This is a genomic window from Flavobacterium sp. 1 (genome assembly GCF_002797935.1).
Taxonomy (GTDB): domain Bacteria; phylum Bacteroidota; class Bacteroidia; order Flavobacteriales; family Flavobacteriaceae; genus Flavobacterium.
In genome coordinates, this window is sequence record NZ_PGER01000001.1 from 2,274,804 (window position 1) to 2,294,149 (window position 19,346).

Below are 19,346 nucleotides of genomic sequence, written 5' to 3' on the forward strand. Positions count from 1 at the left end.
AATAATATCATGGAATTACTTCATATTTTTCATATAATCAAACAAATCTTTGTACTCAGGAGGCATTTTATTTTCCAGGACTCTTCCGTCATAGATATAAAGTTTCTTCATTTTAATCATGGAACTTGGTAAAGTAGTAATGTTTGTAAGTACCATATCCAAATTTTCCAGTTCTTCTAATCTATCCATTTCTTCTGGCAAAGTTGAAATTTCATTGGCTCCAATATTCAAACGTTTTAATTTTTTTAGTTCTAAAAGAACGGCTGGAAATTCAGTTAATTTATTCGAAAAAAGATCTAAGTCACTTAACTCTGTCAGTTTTGCCAGTTGATGAGATATTTTCTGGATGTTGCAGTTTTTCAGTGACAATTGCTCCAGCTTAGGAAATTTTGAAATCGCATCCGGAATTTCTGTTATTCCGATACTTATTTCCAAATGGGTAAGATTTTTTAAACGCTCTATTTCAGGAATCCATTCGCTGCCATTTTTATCAATCAATTTGAGCGATGTTACCGCATCGGGGTGCAATAAGGCTTCCTGCAAAGTTATAGGCAGTGTGTTGAAATGTTCTTCTGTCATATCAGATGGTATATCCGCCGATGGATTCGGATTCATAGTAGGACGCACCACAAATACACCACCGCCTAAACGATTATCGCCCCGATCTTGCGCAGATTCCATAAATACCAATGAATTCTTGGTGCGAATAGTTGCAGGCAATTGAAAGGTGCGAAGCCCTAAATTATAAGCTGGTATCAAACTTGTTTTTTCTACATCTAAAATTTTGATCCTGAAAGTTTCACCTTTGGTTTTAAAACGGACATACGTAGTACCCAAAGATTCTCCCAAAACATAAATAGGAATAATACCCAACTTTGCTACACCTTGCAAGCCCGAAGAATACTTGGTTTTATATTTTTTGATGGCAAACTCGGGATTTAAACCCGTTCGCCAATGTAGAAAAGGGTTGGTATCGGTGGTTTCGAGCGAAATCATTTCTATCGAAGGTTCTGACTGTGGGAAGGTCTCTGTTTTTGGAATATCGGGCAGATAATAATCCTCACTACTATTCGTCGTTTTATTCTCTTGAAAACGACGAATCATACGGCTGTCCTGTAATCCTGAAAGCAAAATGGAAACCTTGCCTTGGCGTTTGAAAATTATACCTGCTTGATGAAGATCGTCACCCGAAGACCTAAGGTCAATGAATTCTATATATTCGGATGAGGTGTATAATTGTATAAAAAGTTTTTCGAAATCTCTTTTTCCTAAATTCAAGTTTGAGTTGTGTATTTCATCGTAAGGGAGAGCTTCTTTTTTTCCTGTTTCTAAAAAAGGAATGTACGATGTAGACCCGTAGAAACAGCCACTTCGACAAGAAAAGTTCAAGGGTGTTTTGAATCTAACAACATTGTTTCCTGTTTCATCCAGTAAAGAGTATGCTTTTCCTGTGGGCTTTGTGTTTTTTTCATATACTCTAAAAGGTCCCGTTTCGTCCAAATTTGAATAAACCATATATTTTTTTAAGGACGGGATATAAAAGTAACGCGGATAATACACACGCCCACGAAGCACAGAAGCCAATTCATACTTTTGGGATTGGCTTAAAATCGTATTGCGAAATAGGTATTTGTATTTTGAGGTGTTTTGGGCTTTCGCCACTAATATTCCGAGTAAAAATACTGGAATGAGTATATAAAGTGCTGTCATTTTTATCATTTTTAATTTCTTTCGGATTACTGTTCTACACTCATTTTTATAAAATCATGAGTTCCTTTACTTGCTAAAATAATATTCAGCGTTTCGGATTTATGCCCTAATTTTTTGGATTTTTCTGCCAATTCCAATGCTTTTTTGGGATCTTTTAATTTACAATACACTTCGGCTAGATTACATACATAAGTACCCTCTTTTGGATAGGTTTCTATTGCTTTTTCAAAATAGGATTTGGATTCCTCGTAGCGCAGTTCCTCGTCCAATATGCATCCATACATATTATAAATATGTGCCAATGCACCTGGTTCGTGCTTTGTTTTTGCAATAAAATAATCCTTTTTGGCATAGCAGGCATCAAACCCTTCTTTGTACCACAATAATCTGGACGCTAAAAAATAAGCAAAGCCATATCTCGGGTCTAATGTTAATACTGCATCGCATTTTTCTTGTGCCAAAGCGTATTTTTTGTTTCCAACCAATGCCCAAGCTTCTTTCAAAAGGGTCTGTTTTTGCTCGTCTTCGCTTTCGTCGAGCAAATGATCCTGCATACTTTGTTTGCGGGCTTTATCAATTTGAATCTCCCAATCGGTAAACGCCATCGATTTTCCATTCGCGCTAAGCGTAAATTTCAAGTCGGTTTTTTTTGATGAGTTCTCAAAAACAAGGTCAAACAAAACAGGACTTTCTCCATTCCCATCCGTTAGTTTTTGAATACATTGATAGAGATTTTGATAATTAATTCGTAAAGTCAACCAACGGTATAAATAATCGCCTCGATAAACGATTTCTAGTTTTTTTGGTAAAAATCGCAACATGGTTAACTCTAAAGTTTCCTTCTCACTTTCGTATTCCTGAAAAGAAACATCAAACACATCCAAATAATTATCGCCTTCAAGTCCCGAAATACTCATGTTCCAAGGAACTAATTTATTTTGTATTTGAAAGCGTTCTTCAATTCCCCCAGACCCTTTAATCGTTTCTATCAAACCCGAAAAGGTTTTTGGGTTGTTATAATATTCGTGTGAATACCGATGGCGTTTTATTTTTTCATTTCGTACTTCTTCCGTAATTGAAGTTGGAATACTGTTTATATGATTAATTAAAACAGTGTCGCTATTAAAAAGTTTTATCCCTCCATTGGCATGAATGTGAAGATTCAGGCGTTTGGTTTTCTTTCCTCTCAAAATTCCAGAAACATTTGTGGGGTATTTTTCTCGTTCCAGAATCATTTTCTCGAAAGGAAATGGCAATTCGATATCATAATATTTATCCTCCACAATCGAATACCAAGACATAAAAAATTTATTTGTACCAAAAGGCAAATGTATGGTATCGCTAAAAGCACTTTTTTCTAAATAATAATTTCTAGTACTGTTGTCTTCCATTTTTTTTAACTCTGCTTCCGAATAATAACAAGGAGCTTTTTCTAGTTTGATGTCTGACATGGTACGTTTTGAAGTGTTTACAAACTGTATGGCATCAATATGAGTAAGCAATTGGTTATCATAATCTACTTTCAGTGATACTTTTAGATAATTTACCACCATTTTTCTTTCCTGAAAATAAAAACGACCATATTTAAAAATATAATAAACAGTGGGAGTCCCAAGCAAAATCAACAACCATAATTGAAAATAAAGTCTATTGAAGATTCCCGTTTTTTGATAAACTACCAGTGTATAAACTCCGTAATCGATAAACAGTAATAAGCCAAATATAAGGATGACTCCTGTCAAAAATTCAAAGGTTATTCGTTGACGATTTCTTGCATAATAATACCAATACAAATAAGAAAAAAAAGAGATAAAAAGATTAAAAAACAAGGCTATCCCCATACCTAGAAAATAGTGCAATACATAAGTGATAACGGAGGCTATAAAAATTAATGCTATTGGAAAAGCACTATCTCTACTAATATAGACTTCTTTTGTTTTTTGGTAAGAATTGTAATTTTTCATAATGAAAATAATATTTTTTTTACTGGAGTATGTAATTACTCTTCATCAGTTTCATATACCGTAGCATCAATAGCCAGTTTTTGTTGTGCTCTTTTAACAAAAACATTGTCTGACTCAGCACCTAATGCACGCTGAGTTGGAGTTAAATTTCCGTTGAGCCAAATCATTCTATCCTCATTATTGGCAATTTGATATTTTGTACTCAATCGATGAATTGCTTCTTGGTACACTTCCCAAACTACCGGATTCTTTTCCCCTTTTTGTTTTTCGATTAAAAAAGGCAAAGCCTCTTGCCAACCTAAATCAGCCAATGCTAAGATGGCAAAAGTTGGCCAGCCGGCATTTTCATCATTTTGTAAATAAGCAAGCGCTTCGGTATGATTTTTTTCCAGATACCATTTGGCATACAATATCTGATGCACATAAATATTTTCTTTGTAATGCTTTAGTTTTTTTGCAATTGTATCATTCAAAAACGTAATCTTATCAATTGTAGCAGAATATAAAGTAAGCAGTAGTGCGATAAAACCCGAAGCTTGATTCATTCCATAACTTCTTTTTTCGTTACTACTAAACGCATAAATTTCAAAAACAAGATTGGAAAATTGTTCCCTGTCCTCTTCCTTCAAAGAAGAGATAGCCTGAGCCAATTCCAATAATGTACTGCCATCTGGGTCTGCACTTGAGCTATTGTAGTGGTTGTCATTTTCTTTCGCATAATTTTTGACATAATCAAAAGAGGTTTCAAAAAACAAAATAACGGCTTGTTTAAACTTTGGGTTATAATAGGCTTTCGCTAATGCAAAAAGGGATTGCTCGTTTACATACAATTGCTGAAAATATAAAAAATCTTCACCTTTCAAACAATCAGTGGCGTATCCTAAAACTTTATTAAATGCTTCCTCATCGTCCAGCGCAATCATCACGTCATAGCGTCTGTCTATCATATAATCGGCAATAGCAATAATCTCATTTCGAAGATTTTCGTTTTTAGAAATGTGATAATCCTCTAAAGCCTGATTAAGGTAAATTTCTTTTATTTGATTTTTAAACACCTGAAAAGAATAAAAATCATCGGTATAGTCACTGCGATTATAGGAAGTTATTTTATCTATGATTGTCTTGTATTCATTTGGATGTTTTGAGGCAAAATCGGTTATTTCCTGCTCTATTTTAATTTGAAAATTTTTCATCTTATTGCTTTGTATTAAAAATCAATTCTTTTATAGATTCCAAGGTAAACTCATCACTATTGGCAACTACTTTAGATTCCAAATATTGAGCATATTTATAGTTGTCCGATTGCTCTTCTTTTTCTATAAAAAAACCATCTACAGGATTCCCATTTTCTCCCAAATGGAGAGAGACCATTTTAGCATAATCGTTCTCCATTTTTATAAAGTAATAATCATTATCTCCATTTGCCAAAAAACGGGGAGTGAGCTGAATATTTATCGCTGAAAAAATCAGAGAAATATAACTACGATTGGAAATAAAATTTTCAACGTATAATTGTTCATTTATTTCAAAATTATAGTGTTGCGTTAATTTAGTGCTGTTGTCATTGAAAAGAAAGTAACATATAAATCCTTTGCCTTTGTAAGGCTTAATTTTTTGAGACAAACTGGCATTGCTGAATTGGTATTTAATAACTAATTTATCGGCTGTCTCATAAAGAACAGTTCCATTTTCATTGTCTTTAAATTCAACCGTTATGGTTCCAAATCTAAGTTCACGGTTATTGACTTCTTCATTATGAAAGTTTTGTTCATGAATTTTATAACCATTGGGTAACAGCACTATTTTAACTGCTTGAAGCACACTTCCTATAATCATCCATAAATAGGTATATGTAATTTTGCCCTCTTCATAATATTCAGAAGCACAAAAATTCATTCCATTTACACTAATACTCTCCTTATGAATTAATCCTTGTAGAGGCATCTTGTTTTTATAAGTCGTTTTGCTCAATTGAACTTCGGCGGGGTTTTCAGAAGCAATTAAATCTAATAATGAATACGAATAATGAGTCTTTAATTCTCCGTTTTCATAATAATCTATAAGCGGACTTCTGAATTCATGATAGTAAACAAAATACCCATCAAAAGGATTTCCATCTTTGTATTTGCCAATTAAAGGTTTTTTGCCTTCTACAGTAATGAGGTAGTTTGTTGCTTCAACAAGTTTTCCTGCATTGTAAATGTGTTTGTATTCCATGTTTTCGTCAGAGGTAAGTGTCAATTCTCCCTCTCGCTGTCCAGCTTTATTTAGTTTTTCCTGATCATATTGGTATTGAAATTCCATAATTTTGTTTTAGATTTTACTAATTGTAACCACAAAAATTAGAATTAGTATTATTTTGATTTCTATTATTTTAACCCTAAATCTATTTTAACAGACCAAACCATTCCGTTATCGCGATTGTGGCCATGATTTACATTTCCGAAAATTATAATTTCATTCAAATCTTCCAGTTTAAAACTTTGAGGATAGACTCCTTTTATATCTAAATAATATTCTTGAAATGATGGAATATCGCTTATAGAAAGTTGCAGGTCATCTATATTGAAATTCAAATATTGGATGTCTGCAGAAAAAATACCACTCGAAAAATGCACGTGGAGCAAGAATAACCCCGTGCCTTCGCCTATGCGTAATGTTTCTCCAATCAATAAACAATTGCTGTCTGTTCCTGAAACTATGGCGTGAATTTTATAGACTTCTGGAAAATCATATAAAATTTGAGTAAACGAAAGTATAGTTCCGCTAGCAGTAACTCTTCCAAACAAAGGGTCTTCGACAGCTCTGTCTGCATAAGTGTAATCGATACCAGAAAACCAAACACCATCAGTAACCGTTATGCCGTTTTGTGTTTTATAATAAGGAGCTATTTTATTCAATGGCATCAAACCTTCCAGCCCAAAATGACCCAGCCCTTGATTCCAAATACGTTCTCCTTTAACCGAATACTTAGAAATGCCATGACTTTCTAAAACATAAAAATTCCCAAAATTTGAATCTAAAATCGATGCCGAAAAATAGCTTTGTTTTAGTGCTGGGTTTTCTGCATCTAAAAAGTCTTGACCCTCTTTTGTGATTTTAGTTTTCCATCTTTCTGGATAAAAATCATCGTGTCCTCCTGCAGGCACACATTGGTACCAATTGCCATTTATCAAAATAGCATCACCATTGGCACTTTCAATTTTGGTGATTTCGGTGCTGTAGCCTTTGTCAAATGTGCGGGATGTTAACAATTTATCTTCTTTGAATAAGGCTAATTTCGCCCCCCAATTCAAACTCGAATAACCACTGCCTAATAAATAGTTACCGTTCTCTAAACCATAAATACATTTCCATAATGTGCCTTTTTCAAAAATGTCTTTATAAATGGCAACTATTTTAACTCCCTCAAAATAAACAACAACTTGCTCTATTGACTGATAATTTTCGGTTATCCAAATGTTTAATAAAGCAATATAAATGGCATCACAAGATGTAACTGATACGATTTGAACGCCATGCGGATTTTCGAATTCTGTTTTTAAATCAGTTGTATGTAATAGTGTCGATAACATTCGTACTTTTTTTCAAAATTCGGGCTATTCCTTTTAATGGGTCTCACTATTTATGATGATTTTATAATGGATATACAAATAAAAACAGCACATTAAGTTAAGCTACATTTTTGCAATTAATTTGATTTTTAAATTCTTCAATGTTTTTTGTAATTTAAAGCAGGATGTCTTCTTTTTCGGTTGTACCAAATTTCAATATATTTAAAGATCTCCAATTTCATTTGTTCTTTAGAAATCATTTTGTTTCCAAAAAGAAAAACGCTTATAACAGATGTTTGAAATCCTGTTACAAGCGTTTTTTACTGTCTAAAAAATGATGCTAATCAAAATAAGCGGTGTTTTTCAATGACATCCGCTTCTGCACGAGCATGATTATAGAACAAAACTAAAAAGCTAAAAAAGAAATATTTGCAGATTATTCTTTTATAAATGACTTATTTACAGTGTTACCCCCTGTTTGAATGCTTAAAAAATAAACACCTTTAAGCAAATAACCGCAATTGTATGGAATATCGATTTTGCCTGCCTCATAAGTCTTGTCAGTAATAACATCTAATTTATGTCCATTAATATCAAACAATAAAACGGTAACTTTTTCTTGTTGAGTTTGCATAAAGGAAATGGTTAAGTTTCCTTCTGTTGGATTTGGATAGATTTTTAAATCAAAGTCAAAATCAGCATTTACCTTAGAAGCAGCAATCTTTTTGGTTGTATTTGGAACAAATTCAATATAATCCAAAATACACGGTTCAGCTGAATTAACACGCGTCGCATAAATTTCAATGCTGTCACCATTAGCAACAGCTACATTGGAGATACTCTTCATATACCAACCAATACTTGTTGCATTGCAATTCCACGACTGGTCAAGTTTTACAGTTGTACCTGTTTTAATAACAAGTCTAAAAGTTCCGCTGTAAGCAGTTGATTTATCATACCATGGAACATTTATATTGTAATTACCTGTAGTTCCGTTAAATGTTGCAGCGCTTCCACGAACACCGCTTCCACCACTATATTTACCATTTCCTCCTGAAAATTGACTGGATGGAAGGCCACTTATTCCATTTGATAAATTTGAATATCCCGATATAGCAGACAAATTTTCAAACTCTATGCGCGTTGTGGTGCCACCAGTTTGTATCAAGTTAAAATTTGCAGTAATACTTTGGTTTGCTGTCATGCTAACACCTATAGATGAAGTCGTTCCTAAAACAGTCGTTCCCGAAGTCCAATTTACAAACTGATAACCAGTTGCTGCTGTTGCAGTTAAAGTAACACTTGTTCCACTAGCAAAAGTACCCGAAGATGGAGAAACCGATCCTGAACCTGTTGGTGTAACAGTAGTAGAAAGAGAATAAGTGCCAGTGCTATTCGTACATGCAGGCGTTGCAGCAAAAGCCATTTGTGCAGCTGTAAAATTTGTGAATGTTGTATTTATATCGATATTGGAAGAGTCAGCAGCACCTTTACCGTCACAATCTGTTCTACCATTTCTCCAGTAAGGGAACTGCAAATAAACACCTGTGGTGGAACAACTGCCAATTTCGGCGTCGCCACCAACTACAACCGAACCACCATAATTTCCTGCAAATAACATCGCATTTCCTTTAATATTGGCCGTATTTCCAACCGACCCCCCTTCCATCCATGCGTTTCCTTCAACTATTGCACTGCTTGATAAAGTTGCATTGTATACACATGCATTATCTCTAACAACAGCATTACCGCTAATAGTACCTCCATCAACCATTGCATACCCATCTATACGGGCATTCCCCGAAATAGTACCACCTCTAACAACTGCATAAGGACCAACATATACTGTTGAAGCTACAGTAGCATTATTGGATACCCATCCTCCACCGTTAGAATGTAAATGTCCATTTGTTTTAAGGAATGACCTAAAATCGGCAGCTGGCTGATATCCTTCTGGAGCTGCATTGGCAATTTTTAACTCATACGGATATCTTCTTTGTTTGGGATACCCCTCATCCATGTTGTAGTTTACATGTACTTTTGGTGCAGAGGACACTACTAGGAAAATATTAGATTCCGTCGAAGTATCAAGAGTAAATGATGCTTCTCCATCAGAATTATACATGGGGCTGTAACGAGAGATTGTACCATCGGATTTTGTGGTTACAAAACCATACCTCCATCCGGCTTGGGTCGGATTTACCTCTGCGTGTCCTTTAAATTTAATAGTAACTTTCTTTTGAGTACCCGCACATGTTGGATATAACGGAATTACATTCATTCCATAATCTTGTGGAGCCCAGTCATTATTGGTATAATATTGGTCGGTTGTACCAGCTACTTTGGTAAGAAGAGTGTACTGTCTGCTAGTATAACGAGGCATATTATCTTTTATGCTTTTGTAAACTTTTCTGATTGTCATTCCAAAATTACTGGTCGTATTTATTTGAGAATTCCACTGAATAGGATAATCAAATGCTGGCTGGCGTTGCGCATAACTCCAAAGATAATCGTCGAGTTGTTCCTGCGTAAAGCCTTTTAGTCTCTTTATAGTTTCCAGTGGATGTTCTTCATTTTTAGATTCGGCCCACATTCTTCTTGTGAAATCAAAACCCTCTTTTTCCTGAACATAATACATGAGATGAAAATTGGTATAATGATGTCGATTTGATGACCACATAAAATGCCTAGTCTGTATCCATCGGGTTAAAGTACCATCAATCTCTGACCATTGAGGGTAAGCTTGAGCACGCATAAAATTGGCATGGCCTTCAAAGAACGGACCTGCCCAATCATAACCCGTAAATGCAGTTCCATTACCAGGGTTTTCCTGAATATGCATCATCATCTGTAGCGTGTGGGCAAACTCATGAGATAATGCCCCACCATCTCTGGTTGCCTCAGGGTGTACGAACATAGCACCGATGGTGTTACTAAACGAGCTGGCTTGTGCAAAAGCCTCCAACCGAGGATCAGTAGAATTCCAAGTATTCATCATCATAATAATAATTTTGTACTTGCCTAAATTGGTTGTAGGAGCATTGCTGACAAAATGCAAATCGGTTATGTATCGCTTAAAAGTGTATTCAAGTGTATCGGCTACCGATTGAGGATTAAACCGTAAAGAGGCATCAGAATATGTAGATGGATTCGTACCAACTTTATCACCCCAGTAAAGCACAAAATTCGAAGACTCATATTTTCTAGAGTTTGATACTTTATTATAAAATTCATTATTTGGATCGCTCCATTCTGTGGGAGTAAAGAGCGTTTTCTGCGCAATTGCAAAATAACTGCAAAGAAAAAGGACGACTAGCAAAAACAGTTTTTTCATAGTATATCTATTTATTAGTTACGAACATAAAGTTCTTTGTAAATATAAATATTTAATTGTCATTTTTATAAGACAATATTAACCATATTTAATACTATTTTACTTAATTTCATTAGTTATACTGAAAAAACCTGTCAAATTGACCGCCACTTTCCAATTCAAATTGATCACCTAATTTTGGGCTAAATTGATTGTTAAAAACTACTGACTTTTCATGTTGTTGAAACCATACATTCGTTTAAAAAAAACGGATTATAACAAACAAAGTAACAGACATGAGAAAATTAGAAAAGTAATTAAATTCTATTGTGATGAAAAGAGTAAACTATTCATAAGCAGTTATTTATCCCTTTCCAGGAATACGGCAAAGAAGTATATTTCTTTATCTGAAGTTCTCGGATTATTAACAGAAACAGGTAACCTTGTTGTTGGAGAAGAAATTAAACTATATTTTGATATTCAGGCAAATCATTAACACCATTTTTTAAAGAACGTATTAGCACAAGTGCATCTTTAGACGTGGCAAAGCCAAATTTGGAAATTAATCGATGGAAATCTAAACCTTCATTTCTTTTTTAGAATTAAGAAAGTTCCATCGATAAAATCCTCTTCATTATATACAAAATAACGGCAGACTTCTACTTCATTATTATATCCTTCCCTTTAATCATTTCTTTGGACTATAAAATTCAAAGAAATGAAAAAAATAATCATAACAATGCTGATACTTTTCCAAGTAGGTCTCGTTACGGCACAGGAAGAAAAACCAAAAATATGGAGTTTAGAAGATTGCATTTCATACGCAATCAAAAATAACATTACGGTAAAGCAAGCACAGCTTACTGAGAACAGTGCCGAAATTAATTACAAACAATCCAAATATGAACGTTTGCCAAGCATAACTGCAAATGCTTCGCAAAGTATGAATAACGGGAGCAGTATTGACCCCATTACAAGCAGTTATGTTACCCAATTGGTTCATTCAACAAGTGCTGGAGTAAATGCTTCGCTAACTTTGTTCAAAGGCAATTACATCAACAATACGATTAAGCAGAACGAGCTTTTAGTAAAACAAAACGAGTTCTTTGTTTCCGAAGCAAAAAACAATGTCCTTTTGAGCGTGGCACAAGCCTATCTGCAAGCTCTTTATTACAAAGAAGGCATTGAAGTTTCTAAAAACATTATTGCTTCTTCCAAAGAACAGCTTAATCAAATGAATACCAAATACAAAGCGGGTTCCGTTGCTGGAATAGACGCAGCCAATTTGGAAACCCAGCTCAAAAATGACGAAGTAACTCTGATTACGGTACAAAACAACTACCGTCAACAACTTATCGCCTTAAAACAACTATTAGAATTAAACCCTGAAGATTCCTTTGATATTGCAGCAACAAAATTAACTACTGAACAATTTGCAATTCCCGAATTAAAAAAAGTATACAGTTATGCTTCCGAAAATCTTCCTGAAATAAAAAGTGCAGCCATTCAAACTTCAATTAAAGAGCTCGAATTATCCAAAGCAAAATCAGGCTATTTACCCACATTGAGTTTAAACGCCGGATTAAATTCGGGATATACCAACACGCAGCCTTATAATTTCATTAATCAATTTGATGGAAATTTTTACCAAAGCGTGGGACTGTCCTTAAGCATTCCAATTTTTAGCAAATACCAAAACAAAGCGAAAATCGAAAATACCAAAATTGAAATTGAAAACTCCAAACTTTCAGTTCAATCCGCAAATAAACAATTGTATCTAAAAATTGAAAGTGCCTGGCAAAATGCAATTTCGAGCCAAAGCCAGATGGAAGCCGCTATTGCATTGAAAAACTCTTCAAAATTGGCATACGATATGTCCCTAAAAAAATCAGAATTGGGAGCATTAAGTTCAACCGATTTACTGGTGAGTAAAAACACTTATCTCAATGCAGAACAAACTTATTTACAAGCAAAATTATCACTGGCATTATACTATCAGCTGCTTCAATTTTATCAAGGAAACCAAATTCAAATTTAAATCTAACAGTCATGAATAAAAAAACAAAAATAATTCTAGCTTTTGCTTTTATAGCAATAGCCATTGGCACAGCCATCTTTGCTTTTACCAACAAAGAAGCAGTACTTCAAATCGAAACGGTACAAGTTAAAAAAGGAAATATCAGCAATGTGATCACTGCAACAGGAACTATTGAAGCTACAAAACAAGTGGAAGTTGGAACACAAGTTTCCGGCGTGGTTCAAAAAATTTATGTAGATTACAATTCTACCGTAAAAGCAGGTCAGCTTATTGCCGAACTAGACAAAGAAAACCTTCTGGAAATATTACAGCAGGCAAAATCAGCCTATAATGTTGCTTTGCAGGATCAAAATTACAAACAAGTCATTTACGACAGACAGTATTCGCTTTTAAAAGCCAATGTCATCAGTAAAGCCGATTATCAAGAAGCGCTTTTTAACTTAAATACTGCGAAAGGTACAGCTCAACAACAAAATTCGAACTTACGAAAAGCACAGACAAATTTGGGTTATGCCAATATTTATTCGCCAATTGATGGTGTTGTCCTTTCCAAAGCTGTTGACGAAGGACAAACCGTAGCTGCAAGTTACAGCACTCCTACCCTTTTTACCATTGCAAAAGATTTAAAGGAAATGCAGGTCGAAGCCAATGTTGATGAAGCCGACATCGGCAGCGTGAAAGAAGGTCAGAGAGTAACGTTCATGGTAGATGCATATCCTGATGAAGAATTTTCAGGTTCCGTAACTCAAGTGCGTTTGAATTCAACCGTAACTTCAAATGTAGTGACTTACACTGTAATCATAAGAGCCGATAATCCTGAAGAAAAATTAAAACCGGGACTTACAGCTACTGTATCCATTTTCACAATGGAATTAAAAGATGTCCTGACTCTGGAAGCAAAAGCATTTTCTTTTGAACCCGATATGAACTTGGTAACCCAATACATTACGGATAAAAAAGGAACTGCATCAGAACAAAAATTAGCTCTAACACCTTCAAAAGATAAAAATTCCAAAACCATTTGGGTAAAAGACAACAGCGGAATCCATCAGCAAAAAATTACCGTAGGCAGGAACGATGGAATTAATTATGAAATAATCAGCGGTTTGACAAAAGGGAACGAAGTGGTAACTGCTTTGAAAAATGAACAAGCAGTAACTGGAACATCTGAAAACTCTTCCAGCCCATTTATGCCAAAACCACCTGGAAAAAAATAAGTCATGAAAACAAAAATTATAAATATTCAGGATTTAAAACGAGAGTTTAAAATGGGCGACGAGATTGTACGCGCCATTAAAGGAATTTCGTTTTCTATTGAAGAAGGAGAATTCGTGACTATCATGGGTTCTTCAGGTTCTGGGAAATCAACTTTGCTCAATATTTTGGGCTGTCTTGACCAGCCATCTTCAGGACTTTATGAAATTGACGAAACTTCTGTTCGAAACTTAGATAAAAACCAATTGGCAAAAATCAGAAACGAAAAAATTGGTTTTATTTTTCAGTCCTATAATCTTCTGCCAAGAACAACGGCTATAGAAAATGCAGAGCTCCCTTTGCTTTACAACCGAAAAATTCAAGCACAGGAAAGACGCCAAAAAGCAATTGCTTCTTTGGATCTTGTGGGGCTGTCGGAACGTTTACATCATACCCCAAGCCAGCTTTCGGGCGGACAGCAGCAGCGTGTCGCCATTGCAAGGTCGCTGGTAAATGACCCAGTTGTGATTCTGGCCGATGAAGCCACAGGAAATTTAGACACCCGAACTTCGTATGAAATCATGGTGCTTTTCCAGAAACTAAATGCAGAAGGAAAAACGATTGTATTTGTAACTCACGAACCTGATATTGCTTTATTCAGCGGACGGACAATTGTTTTGAAAGACGGACACATTATCAAGGATTACAAAAACGAGAACATTCTAAATGCTGCCGAAGCAATAAAAAACATGGGAAATGACAACGATTAACCGCACTAAAAAACATAAATTATGAATCTTTCCGGTTTATTAAAAATAGCACTCAAAGCACTTCAGATTAACAAAATGAGAGCTTTTCTGACGATGCTCGGAATTATTATCGGTGTTGCTTCGGTCATAGCCATGCTCGCTATTGGTGAAGGTTCCAAAGAGAGCATCAAATCGCAAATTTCCAGTATGGGATCTAATATGCTTACCATTCGCCCTGGAGCGGGAATGCAGGGCGGCGTGAGAATGGACGTGAGTTCTATGCAGACATTGACAATCAAAGATCTAGAATCGATTCAAAAAAACGGAACTTTAGTAGAAAACACCTCTCCAGTAGTAAACGGCAACGGTCATGCCATAAAAGGTTCCAAAAACTGGCCGACATCTATTTATGGTGTGGCTCCAAACTATTTAAAAGTAAGGGTTTTGACCGTTCAAGACGGTACAATGTTTACAGATGAAGACGTAAAAGCTTCCGCAAAAGTAGCCGTTATCGGTAAAACAATTGTTGAAAATTTATTTAGTGCTGGTGAAAACCCAATTGGAGCAACCATCCGTTTCAATAAAATTCCGTTTAAAGTTATAGGTGTCCTTTCGGAAAAAGGAGAAAATACTTTTGGGCAAGACCAGGACGATGTAATTTTAGCACCTTATACAGCTGTTCAAAAAAGAGTGCTCGCCATAACCTATCTGCAATCCATCGCTACTTCATCAAAAAGTGAAGATAAAGCCCCAGAAGCTGTCGAGGAAGTTTCAAAAATTCTGAGAGAAAACCATAAGCTGGTAAACACTGATGATGATTTTAATGTATTTTCGCAACAAGAGCTAATCTCCATGTTCAGCTCTACGAGCGAAATGATGACGTTACTTTTGGTCGCCATTGCAGGGATTTCCCTTTTGATTGGCGGAATCGGAATTATGAATATCATGTATGTTTCAGTTAAGGAAAGAACCCGTGAAATTGGTTTAAGAATGGCCGTGGGAGGCACAGGAAGAGATATTTTGATGCAATTTTTGACCGAAGCCATTATTATCAGTATTACAGGTGGAATAATTGGAGTAACTTTAGGCTTGTTTTCGACTGTTTTTATTGCAAAAGTTTTAAATTGGCCAACAAGCGTCACCTTGTTTTCCATATTACTATCATTTGCGGTTTGTGCCATAACCGGAATATTTTTCGGATGGTATCCTGCAAGAAAAGCAGCAACCCTAGATCCTATAAACGCTTTACGTTATGAATGATTTTATAAAAAACAACCGCCTATTCACAGCCTTTACACACGTTTTGGTTTGGGCGGTTTTATTTAGCCTGCCCTATCTTTTATCCTCAGGACAATCCTTTGATTTACACAAAATAATAGAACATTCCTGGATTCCCTTGGCTTTTTATGCGGTTATTTTTTATCTGAATTATTTCTTTTTAATAGATGGTTTTCTGCTCAAAAGGAAAGTGATTCTTTATTTCATCGTTAATGCGCTGCTAATCGCTTTCTTTATTTGGCTGAAATTCCAGCTTCGTGATTTTTTTATGGAGGAAGATCAAAATGACATGCCAAAAATTGATTTTCCGCCAAAAAGATTCTTTATTTATATTGACACACTTTCTCTTATCATTCCGCTGATTTTTTCAATCACTTTGCGCATTTATGAACGCTGGGTTAAAACCGAAGCCGAAAAAAAAGAATCGAAGAATACCCAATTGGAGTCAGAATTACAGCATTTGAAATACCAGCTGCAACCTCATTTTTTCTTTAATTCGCTGAACAATATTTATTCATTGGTTGATATTTCGCCCAAAAAAGCAAAGGAAACCATCCACAGTTTGAGTATTTTAATGCGGTATCTTCTATACGAATCCAATGTTGAAAAAGTTAGCCTCAAAAAAGAAATCGAGTTTATGAAACAATACATTGAATTGATGGATTTGAGAACATCAGAAAAAACGATTGTCAAAGCCGATTTTCCTGTTATCACCGAAGATTTGCAAGTAGCACCGCTTCTGTTTATTTCATTGATTGAAAACGCTTTCAAACATGGCGTTTCGGCAGTTAAATACTCAAATATTTATTTTTCAATGCAAATAGACGGACAAAAAATAAGGTTTGAAACCAAAAATAATAATTTCAAAAAGAACGATTTGGACAAAAGCGGTTCTGGAATCGGGCTGAAAAATATTAAAAAAAGACTGGAATTATTATATCCTGAAAAACATCTTTTTAAAATTCAGGAATCCGATGAACTTTTTACCGCACAATTGGAAATTAATACGCAGAAATAATGGCTATACAGGAAAACAAAATCAGCTGTATTATTGTAGATGACGAACCATTTGCATTGGAACTTATTCAAAATTACGTTTCCAAAACGCCATTTCTGGAATTAAAAGGAAAATGCAGCAATGCCTTTGATGCTTTAGAATTATTAAATACCGAAAAAATCGATTTGGTTTTCCTAGATATCCAAATGCCCGAATTATCAGGACTGGAACTTTCAAAAACGATTTCAAAAGAAACCAAAATCATTTTCACCACAGCATTCAGTGAATATGCGCTTGATGGTTTCAAGGCCGATGCCTTAGATTATTTGATGAAACCGTTCAATTTTGAAGAGTTTTATAACGCTGCCGCAAAAGCCAAAGAATGGTTTGCATTGAAAAGAAAAGAAACTCCGGAAAATCCCAAAAACGCCGATTTTATTTTTGTGAAATCCGAATACAAACAGTTGAAAATCAATTTTTATGAAGTGCTGTATTTTGAAGGATTGAAAGATTACATCAAAATCTGGCTCGTGAATCAGCCCAAAGCCATACTAACTTTAATGAGTTTAAAATCATTGGAAGAAGAATTACCCAAATCCAAATTCATGAGAATCCACCGTTCTTTCATCGTAGCTTTGGACAAGATTGAAGAAATAGAACGAAACCAAGTTATCATCAACAAACAGCGGATTACTGTCGCCGAACAATACAAAAACAAATTCCAGCAATTCATCAGTAAAAATTCTATTCATTAGATTTCTTTAAAAATTTATCATCTGCAAATGCCAGCGAACAAACTAATCCTGCTGGAAATTGGAGCAGGTTCTATAACCAAATCTGAACCTATGATCGAAATTCAAGCAAAAGTTTAAACAGCAGCTTATTCTAAAAATGAAGCTGCCTGATTGGACTGCTTTATTACTTTATGTAATTCGAATTTATTCTTTATATAGTTAACTCTTGATTTTATAATCCTTAATTTACTTCTTTACAAATAATGTAACCTAATAGGCTGCATGCAGTATGACCAATATTAATTCAACATCGTATTAACTTAAAGCAAACTTAATTCTATCTAAAAATTATAAAATTAATGGGATAATAAAATTTAAATTTAAATTTCCAAAGGCAGATTTATTCTCGAACGCGGCATCCCTACATCATAGTATTAATACGAATACTTGCTTTTATAAGCGCCAATGCAGATATTTTTGAAACATGAATATCTTTAGACTGGTGGTGGGAATTCTGACTTACCAATTTTACAAAGTCCTGCCCCAGCTCTGATTTCTGAACATATTTTACTGTAATATACTCTTCCCAATCATTTAACTTAACGCTCAAAAGATACATTTCTCCAAAAAAGATATTCTCAAATTCGGTTTCTTTATACAGAATTATATCTCCGGACTTTAACAATGGATACATACTATCTCCTGTTACAGAAATGGCTCCGTCACATTTTGGCAGATTCGGAATTTTTATAGTATCCAGTACTCTTTGCGGTTTACCACTGCTAAACAATTCCCGTAATCCCGCCACAGCTTCCAAATCATATAATGGTATCTCCTGATTCACATGAAGTGAGTCAAGCGTTTTTCTGTCGTTATTCATTACTACAATATTAGTATCTTCTTTTATCATTGATCCATTACCAGTTAATAACCACTCTGAGTTTATTTCCGGATATTGGTGTAATATTTTACACGCCTTGTCAGTTCCCATATTACTGCTATTATCTAAAAATTTATTAGAAAAGCCCAAATCATTACAAAACTTATACTTCGTTATTCCCTTATAATCAAGGTATTCTCTCATTCTTTCTGTTGATCCCATAAAAAGATGTATTATTTTACGTTAAAAATTTGTTTTGATGTATTATTTTACATTATATTTGCAAAGTAAAGAAAAATAATAATCAAAAACAAATGCAATTAGAAGCATACTGAAATATTCAAAAGAAATGAAAAAAAATTAAACAACTGATTATCAATGTAAAAAAAACCTTTCAGAATAAAAAAAAATGAATATAATCTAAAAACACAAAGCAGGAATAAAACTACGAATTAGGCGTAGTAAATCAAAATAGAAGTTTTAATATCAAATTCATTAATAACTTTTAATTAATATAAAATGCAAACAATTGAAATCAAGGAAAAAATCCAAGAGTTAGAAAACTGGCTGATTGAAAATCCAAATAGTCTGGAAAGAAATTTAATCGAGTCTGACATCAAAAAATTACGAACCCAATTAAAAAAAAATCATGAGTAAAAAACAAATCGAAGAACGCATTGCTTTGTTATATCTGGCACTTCAATATTGCTCAGAACGTACAAAAACTTTTACTGCCGGAGAAAGAATCTGCATTAATCAGGAACGTTTTCAATGGATGCACATTCTGGACGACGAAACGGCTTCTCCCCGTCCTGTTCCGCAAAATATTGAGAACAAGCTAAAAGAGGTTTCGAGACTTGCCGTACAGCATAATTTCACACCTTATTATGATGATCCTTTTAAAAACGAAACAGAAATTTTATTACAAAACTAAA

16 protein-coding genes are annotated in these 19,346 nt (G+C 34.6%); 8 read left to right on the top strand and 8 right to left on the bottom strand.

Features of this window, described 5'->3' with window-relative positions:
• Window positions 1-15: 15 nt before the first annotated feature.
• From CLU83_RS09055 to CLU83_RS22445, 7 genes are all read right to left on the bottom strand, one after another.
• A complete protein-coding gene (locus CLU83_RS09055; RefSeq protein ID WP_100433684.1) occupies window positions 16-1,710 on the bottom strand; it encodes a leucine-rich repeat domain-containing protein in 1,695 nt (564 codons plus the stop codon).
• Between the two features lie 26 nt (window positions 1,711-1,736).
• Window positions 1,737-3,674 (bottom strand): hypothetical protein, encoded by a 1,938-nt coding sequence (locus CLU83_RS09060; protein WP_232727033.1) that lies wholly within the window; start codon window positions 3,672-3,674, stop codon window positions 1,737-1,739.
• A gap of 35 nt (window positions 3,675-3,709) precedes the next feature.
• Window positions 3,710-4,867 (bottom strand): hypothetical protein, encoded by a 1,158-nt coding sequence (locus tag CLU83_RS09065; RefSeq protein WP_100431303.1) that lies wholly within the window; start codon window positions 4,865-4,867, stop codon window positions 3,710-3,712.
• 1 nt (window position 4,868) lies between these two features.
• Window positions 4,869-5,978, bottom strand: a complete 1,110-nt coding sequence (locus tag CLU83_RS09070; protein ID WP_100431304.1) for a hypothetical protein — start codon at window positions 5,976-5,978, stop codon at window positions 4,869-4,871.
• Window positions 5,979-6,043: 65 nt separating this feature from the next.
• Complete coding sequence (locus CLU83_RS09075; RefSeq protein WP_100431305.1) at window positions 6,044-7,249, bottom strand: hypothetical protein; 1,206 nt, start codon at window positions 7,247-7,249, stop codon at window positions 6,044-6,046.
• 137 nt (window positions 7,250-7,386) lie between these two features.
• On the bottom strand, window positions 7,387-7,515 hold the full coding sequence (locus tag CLU83_RS22825) for an IS3 family transposase (RefSeq protein ID WP_369828800.1): 129 nt from the start codon (window positions 7,513-7,515) through the stop codon (window positions 7,387-7,389).
• A gap of 149 nt (window positions 7,516-7,664) precedes the next feature.
• Entirely contained in the window at window positions 7,665-10,562 is a 2,898-nt protein-coding gene (locus CLU83_RS22445; protein ID WP_232727034.1) for a DUF6055 domain-containing protein, read from the bottom strand.
• 697 nt (window positions 10,563-11,259) lie between these two features.
• On the opposite strand from CLU83_RS22445, the gene CLU83_RS09095 reads away from it, so the two are divergent.
• From CLU83_RS09095 to CLU83_RS09120, 6 genes are read left to right on the top strand one after another with little or no spacing between them, the layout of a single operon-like run.
• Window positions 11,260-12,579 (top strand): TolC family protein, encoded by a 1,320-nt coding sequence (locus CLU83_RS09095; RefSeq protein ID WP_100431307.1) that lies wholly within the window; start codon window positions 11,260-11,262, stop codon window positions 12,577-12,579.
• Window positions 12,580-12,590: 11 nt separating this feature from the next.
• The gene (locus CLU83_RS09100; protein WP_100431308.1) at window positions 12,591-13,796 is read left to right on the top strand and encodes an efflux RND transporter periplasmic adaptor subunit; all 1,206 of its coding nucleotides are present in this window, start codon (window positions 12,591-12,593) and stop codon (window positions 13,794-13,796) included.
• Window positions 13,797-13,799: 3 nt separating this feature from the next.
• A complete protein-coding gene (locus tag CLU83_RS09105; protein WP_100431309.1) occupies window positions 13,800-14,543 on the top strand; it encodes an ABC transporter ATP-binding protein in 744 nt (247 codons plus the stop codon).
• Window positions 14,544-14,564: 21 nt separating this feature from the next.
• A complete protein-coding gene (locus CLU83_RS09110; protein WP_100431310.1) occupies window positions 14,565-15,782 on the top strand; it encodes an ABC transporter permease in 1,218 nt (405 codons plus the stop codon).
• Window positions 15,775-16,818 (top strand): sensor histidine kinase, encoded by a 1,044-nt coding sequence (locus CLU83_RS09115; protein ID WP_100431311.1) that lies wholly within the window; start codon window positions 15,775-15,777, stop codon window positions 16,816-16,818. The genes CLU83_RS09110 and CLU83_RS09115 overlap by 8 nt, the downstream gene beginning before the upstream one ends.
• Window positions 16,818-17,552: a LytTR family DNA-binding domain-containing protein gene (locus tag CLU83_RS09120; RefSeq protein WP_100431312.1), complete on the top strand. Its 735-nt coding sequence runs from the start codon at window positions 16,818-16,820 to the stop codon at window positions 17,550-17,552. The genes CLU83_RS09115 and CLU83_RS09120 overlap by 1 nt, the downstream gene beginning before the upstream one ends.
• A gap of 400 nt (window positions 17,553-17,952) precedes the next feature.
• Here the strand turns inward: CLU83_RS09120 and CLU83_RS09125 are convergent, their stop codons facing one another.
• Window positions 17,953-18,633 (bottom strand): S24 family peptidase, encoded by a 681-nt coding sequence (locus CLU83_RS09125; RefSeq protein WP_232727035.1) that lies wholly within the window; start codon window positions 18,631-18,633, stop codon window positions 17,953-17,955.
• Between the two features lie 297 nt (window positions 18,634-18,930).
• Here CLU83_RS09125 and CLU83_RS22055 point away from each other — a divergent pair, with 297 nt between their 5' ends.
• A complete protein-coding gene (locus CLU83_RS22055) occupies window positions 18,931-19,068 on the top strand; it encodes a hypothetical protein (protein WP_157802045.1) in 138 nt (45 codons plus the stop codon).
• Window positions 19,061-19,345 carry a hypothetical protein gene (locus CLU83_RS09130; protein WP_100431313.1) on the top strand — a complete coding sequence of 95 codons (285 nt, stop codon included), beginning with the start codon at window positions 19,061-19,063 and terminating at the stop codon, window positions 19,343-19,345. Before CLU83_RS22055 ends, CLU83_RS09130 begins: the two co-directional genes overlap by 8 nt.
• The last annotated feature ends 1 nt before the right edge of the window (window position 19,346 follow it).

Coding starts and splice junctions, on each gene's coding strand:
- CLU83_RS09130 (WP_100431313.1), top strand. CDS start 19,061: ATGAGTAAAAAACAAATCGAAGAACGCATTGCTTTGTTATATCTGGCA.
- CLU83_RS22445 (WP_232727034.1), bottom strand. CDS start 10,562: ATGAAAAAACTGTTTTTGCTAGTCGTCCTTTTTCTTTGCAGTTATTTT.
- CLU83_RS09055 (WP_100433684.1), bottom strand. CDS start 1,710: ATGACAGCACTTTATATACTCATTCCAGTATTTTTACTCGGAATATTA.
- CLU83_RS22055 (WP_157802045.1), top strand. CDS start 18,931: ATGCAAACAATTGAAATCAAGGAAAAAATCCAAGAGTTAGAAAACTGG.
- CLU83_RS09100 (WP_100431308.1), top strand. CDS start 12,591: ATGAATAAAAAAACAAAAATAATTCTAGCTTTTGCTTTTATAGCAATA.
- CLU83_RS09075 (WP_100431305.1), bottom strand. CDS start 7,249: ATGTTATCGACACTATTACATACAACTGATTTAAAAACAGAATTCGAA.
- CLU83_RS09115 (WP_100431311.1), top strand. CDS start 15,775: ATGAATGATTTTATAAAAAACAACCGCCTATTCACAGCCTTTACACAC.
- CLU83_RS09125 (WP_232727035.1), bottom strand. CDS start 18,633: ATGGGATCAACAGAAAGAATGAGAGAATACCTTGATTATAAGGGAATA.
- CLU83_RS09120 (WP_100431312.1), top strand. CDS start 16,818: ATGGCTATACAGGAAAACAAAATCAGCTGTATTATTGTAGATGACGAA.
- CLU83_RS09070 (WP_100431304.1), bottom strand. CDS start 5,978: ATGGAATTTCAATACCAATATGATCAGGAAAAACTAAATAAAGCTGGA.
- CLU83_RS09110 (WP_100431310.1), top strand. CDS start 14,565: ATGAATCTTTCCGGTTTATTAAAAATAGCACTCAAAGCACTTCAGATT.
- CLU83_RS09105 (WP_100431309.1), top strand. CDS start 13,800: ATGAAAACAAAAATTATAAATATTCAGGATTTAAAACGAGAGTTTAAA.
- CLU83_RS09095 (WP_100431307.1), top strand. CDS start 11,260: ATGAAAAAAATAATCATAACAATGCTGATACTTTTCCAAGTAGGTCTC.
- CLU83_RS09065 (WP_100431303.1), bottom strand. CDS start 4,867: ATGAAAAATTTTCAAATTAAAATAGAGCAGGAAATAACCGATTTTGCC.
- CLU83_RS09060 (WP_232727033.1), bottom strand. CDS start 3,674: ATGAAAAATTACAATTCTTACCAAAAAACAAAAGAAGTCTATATTAGT.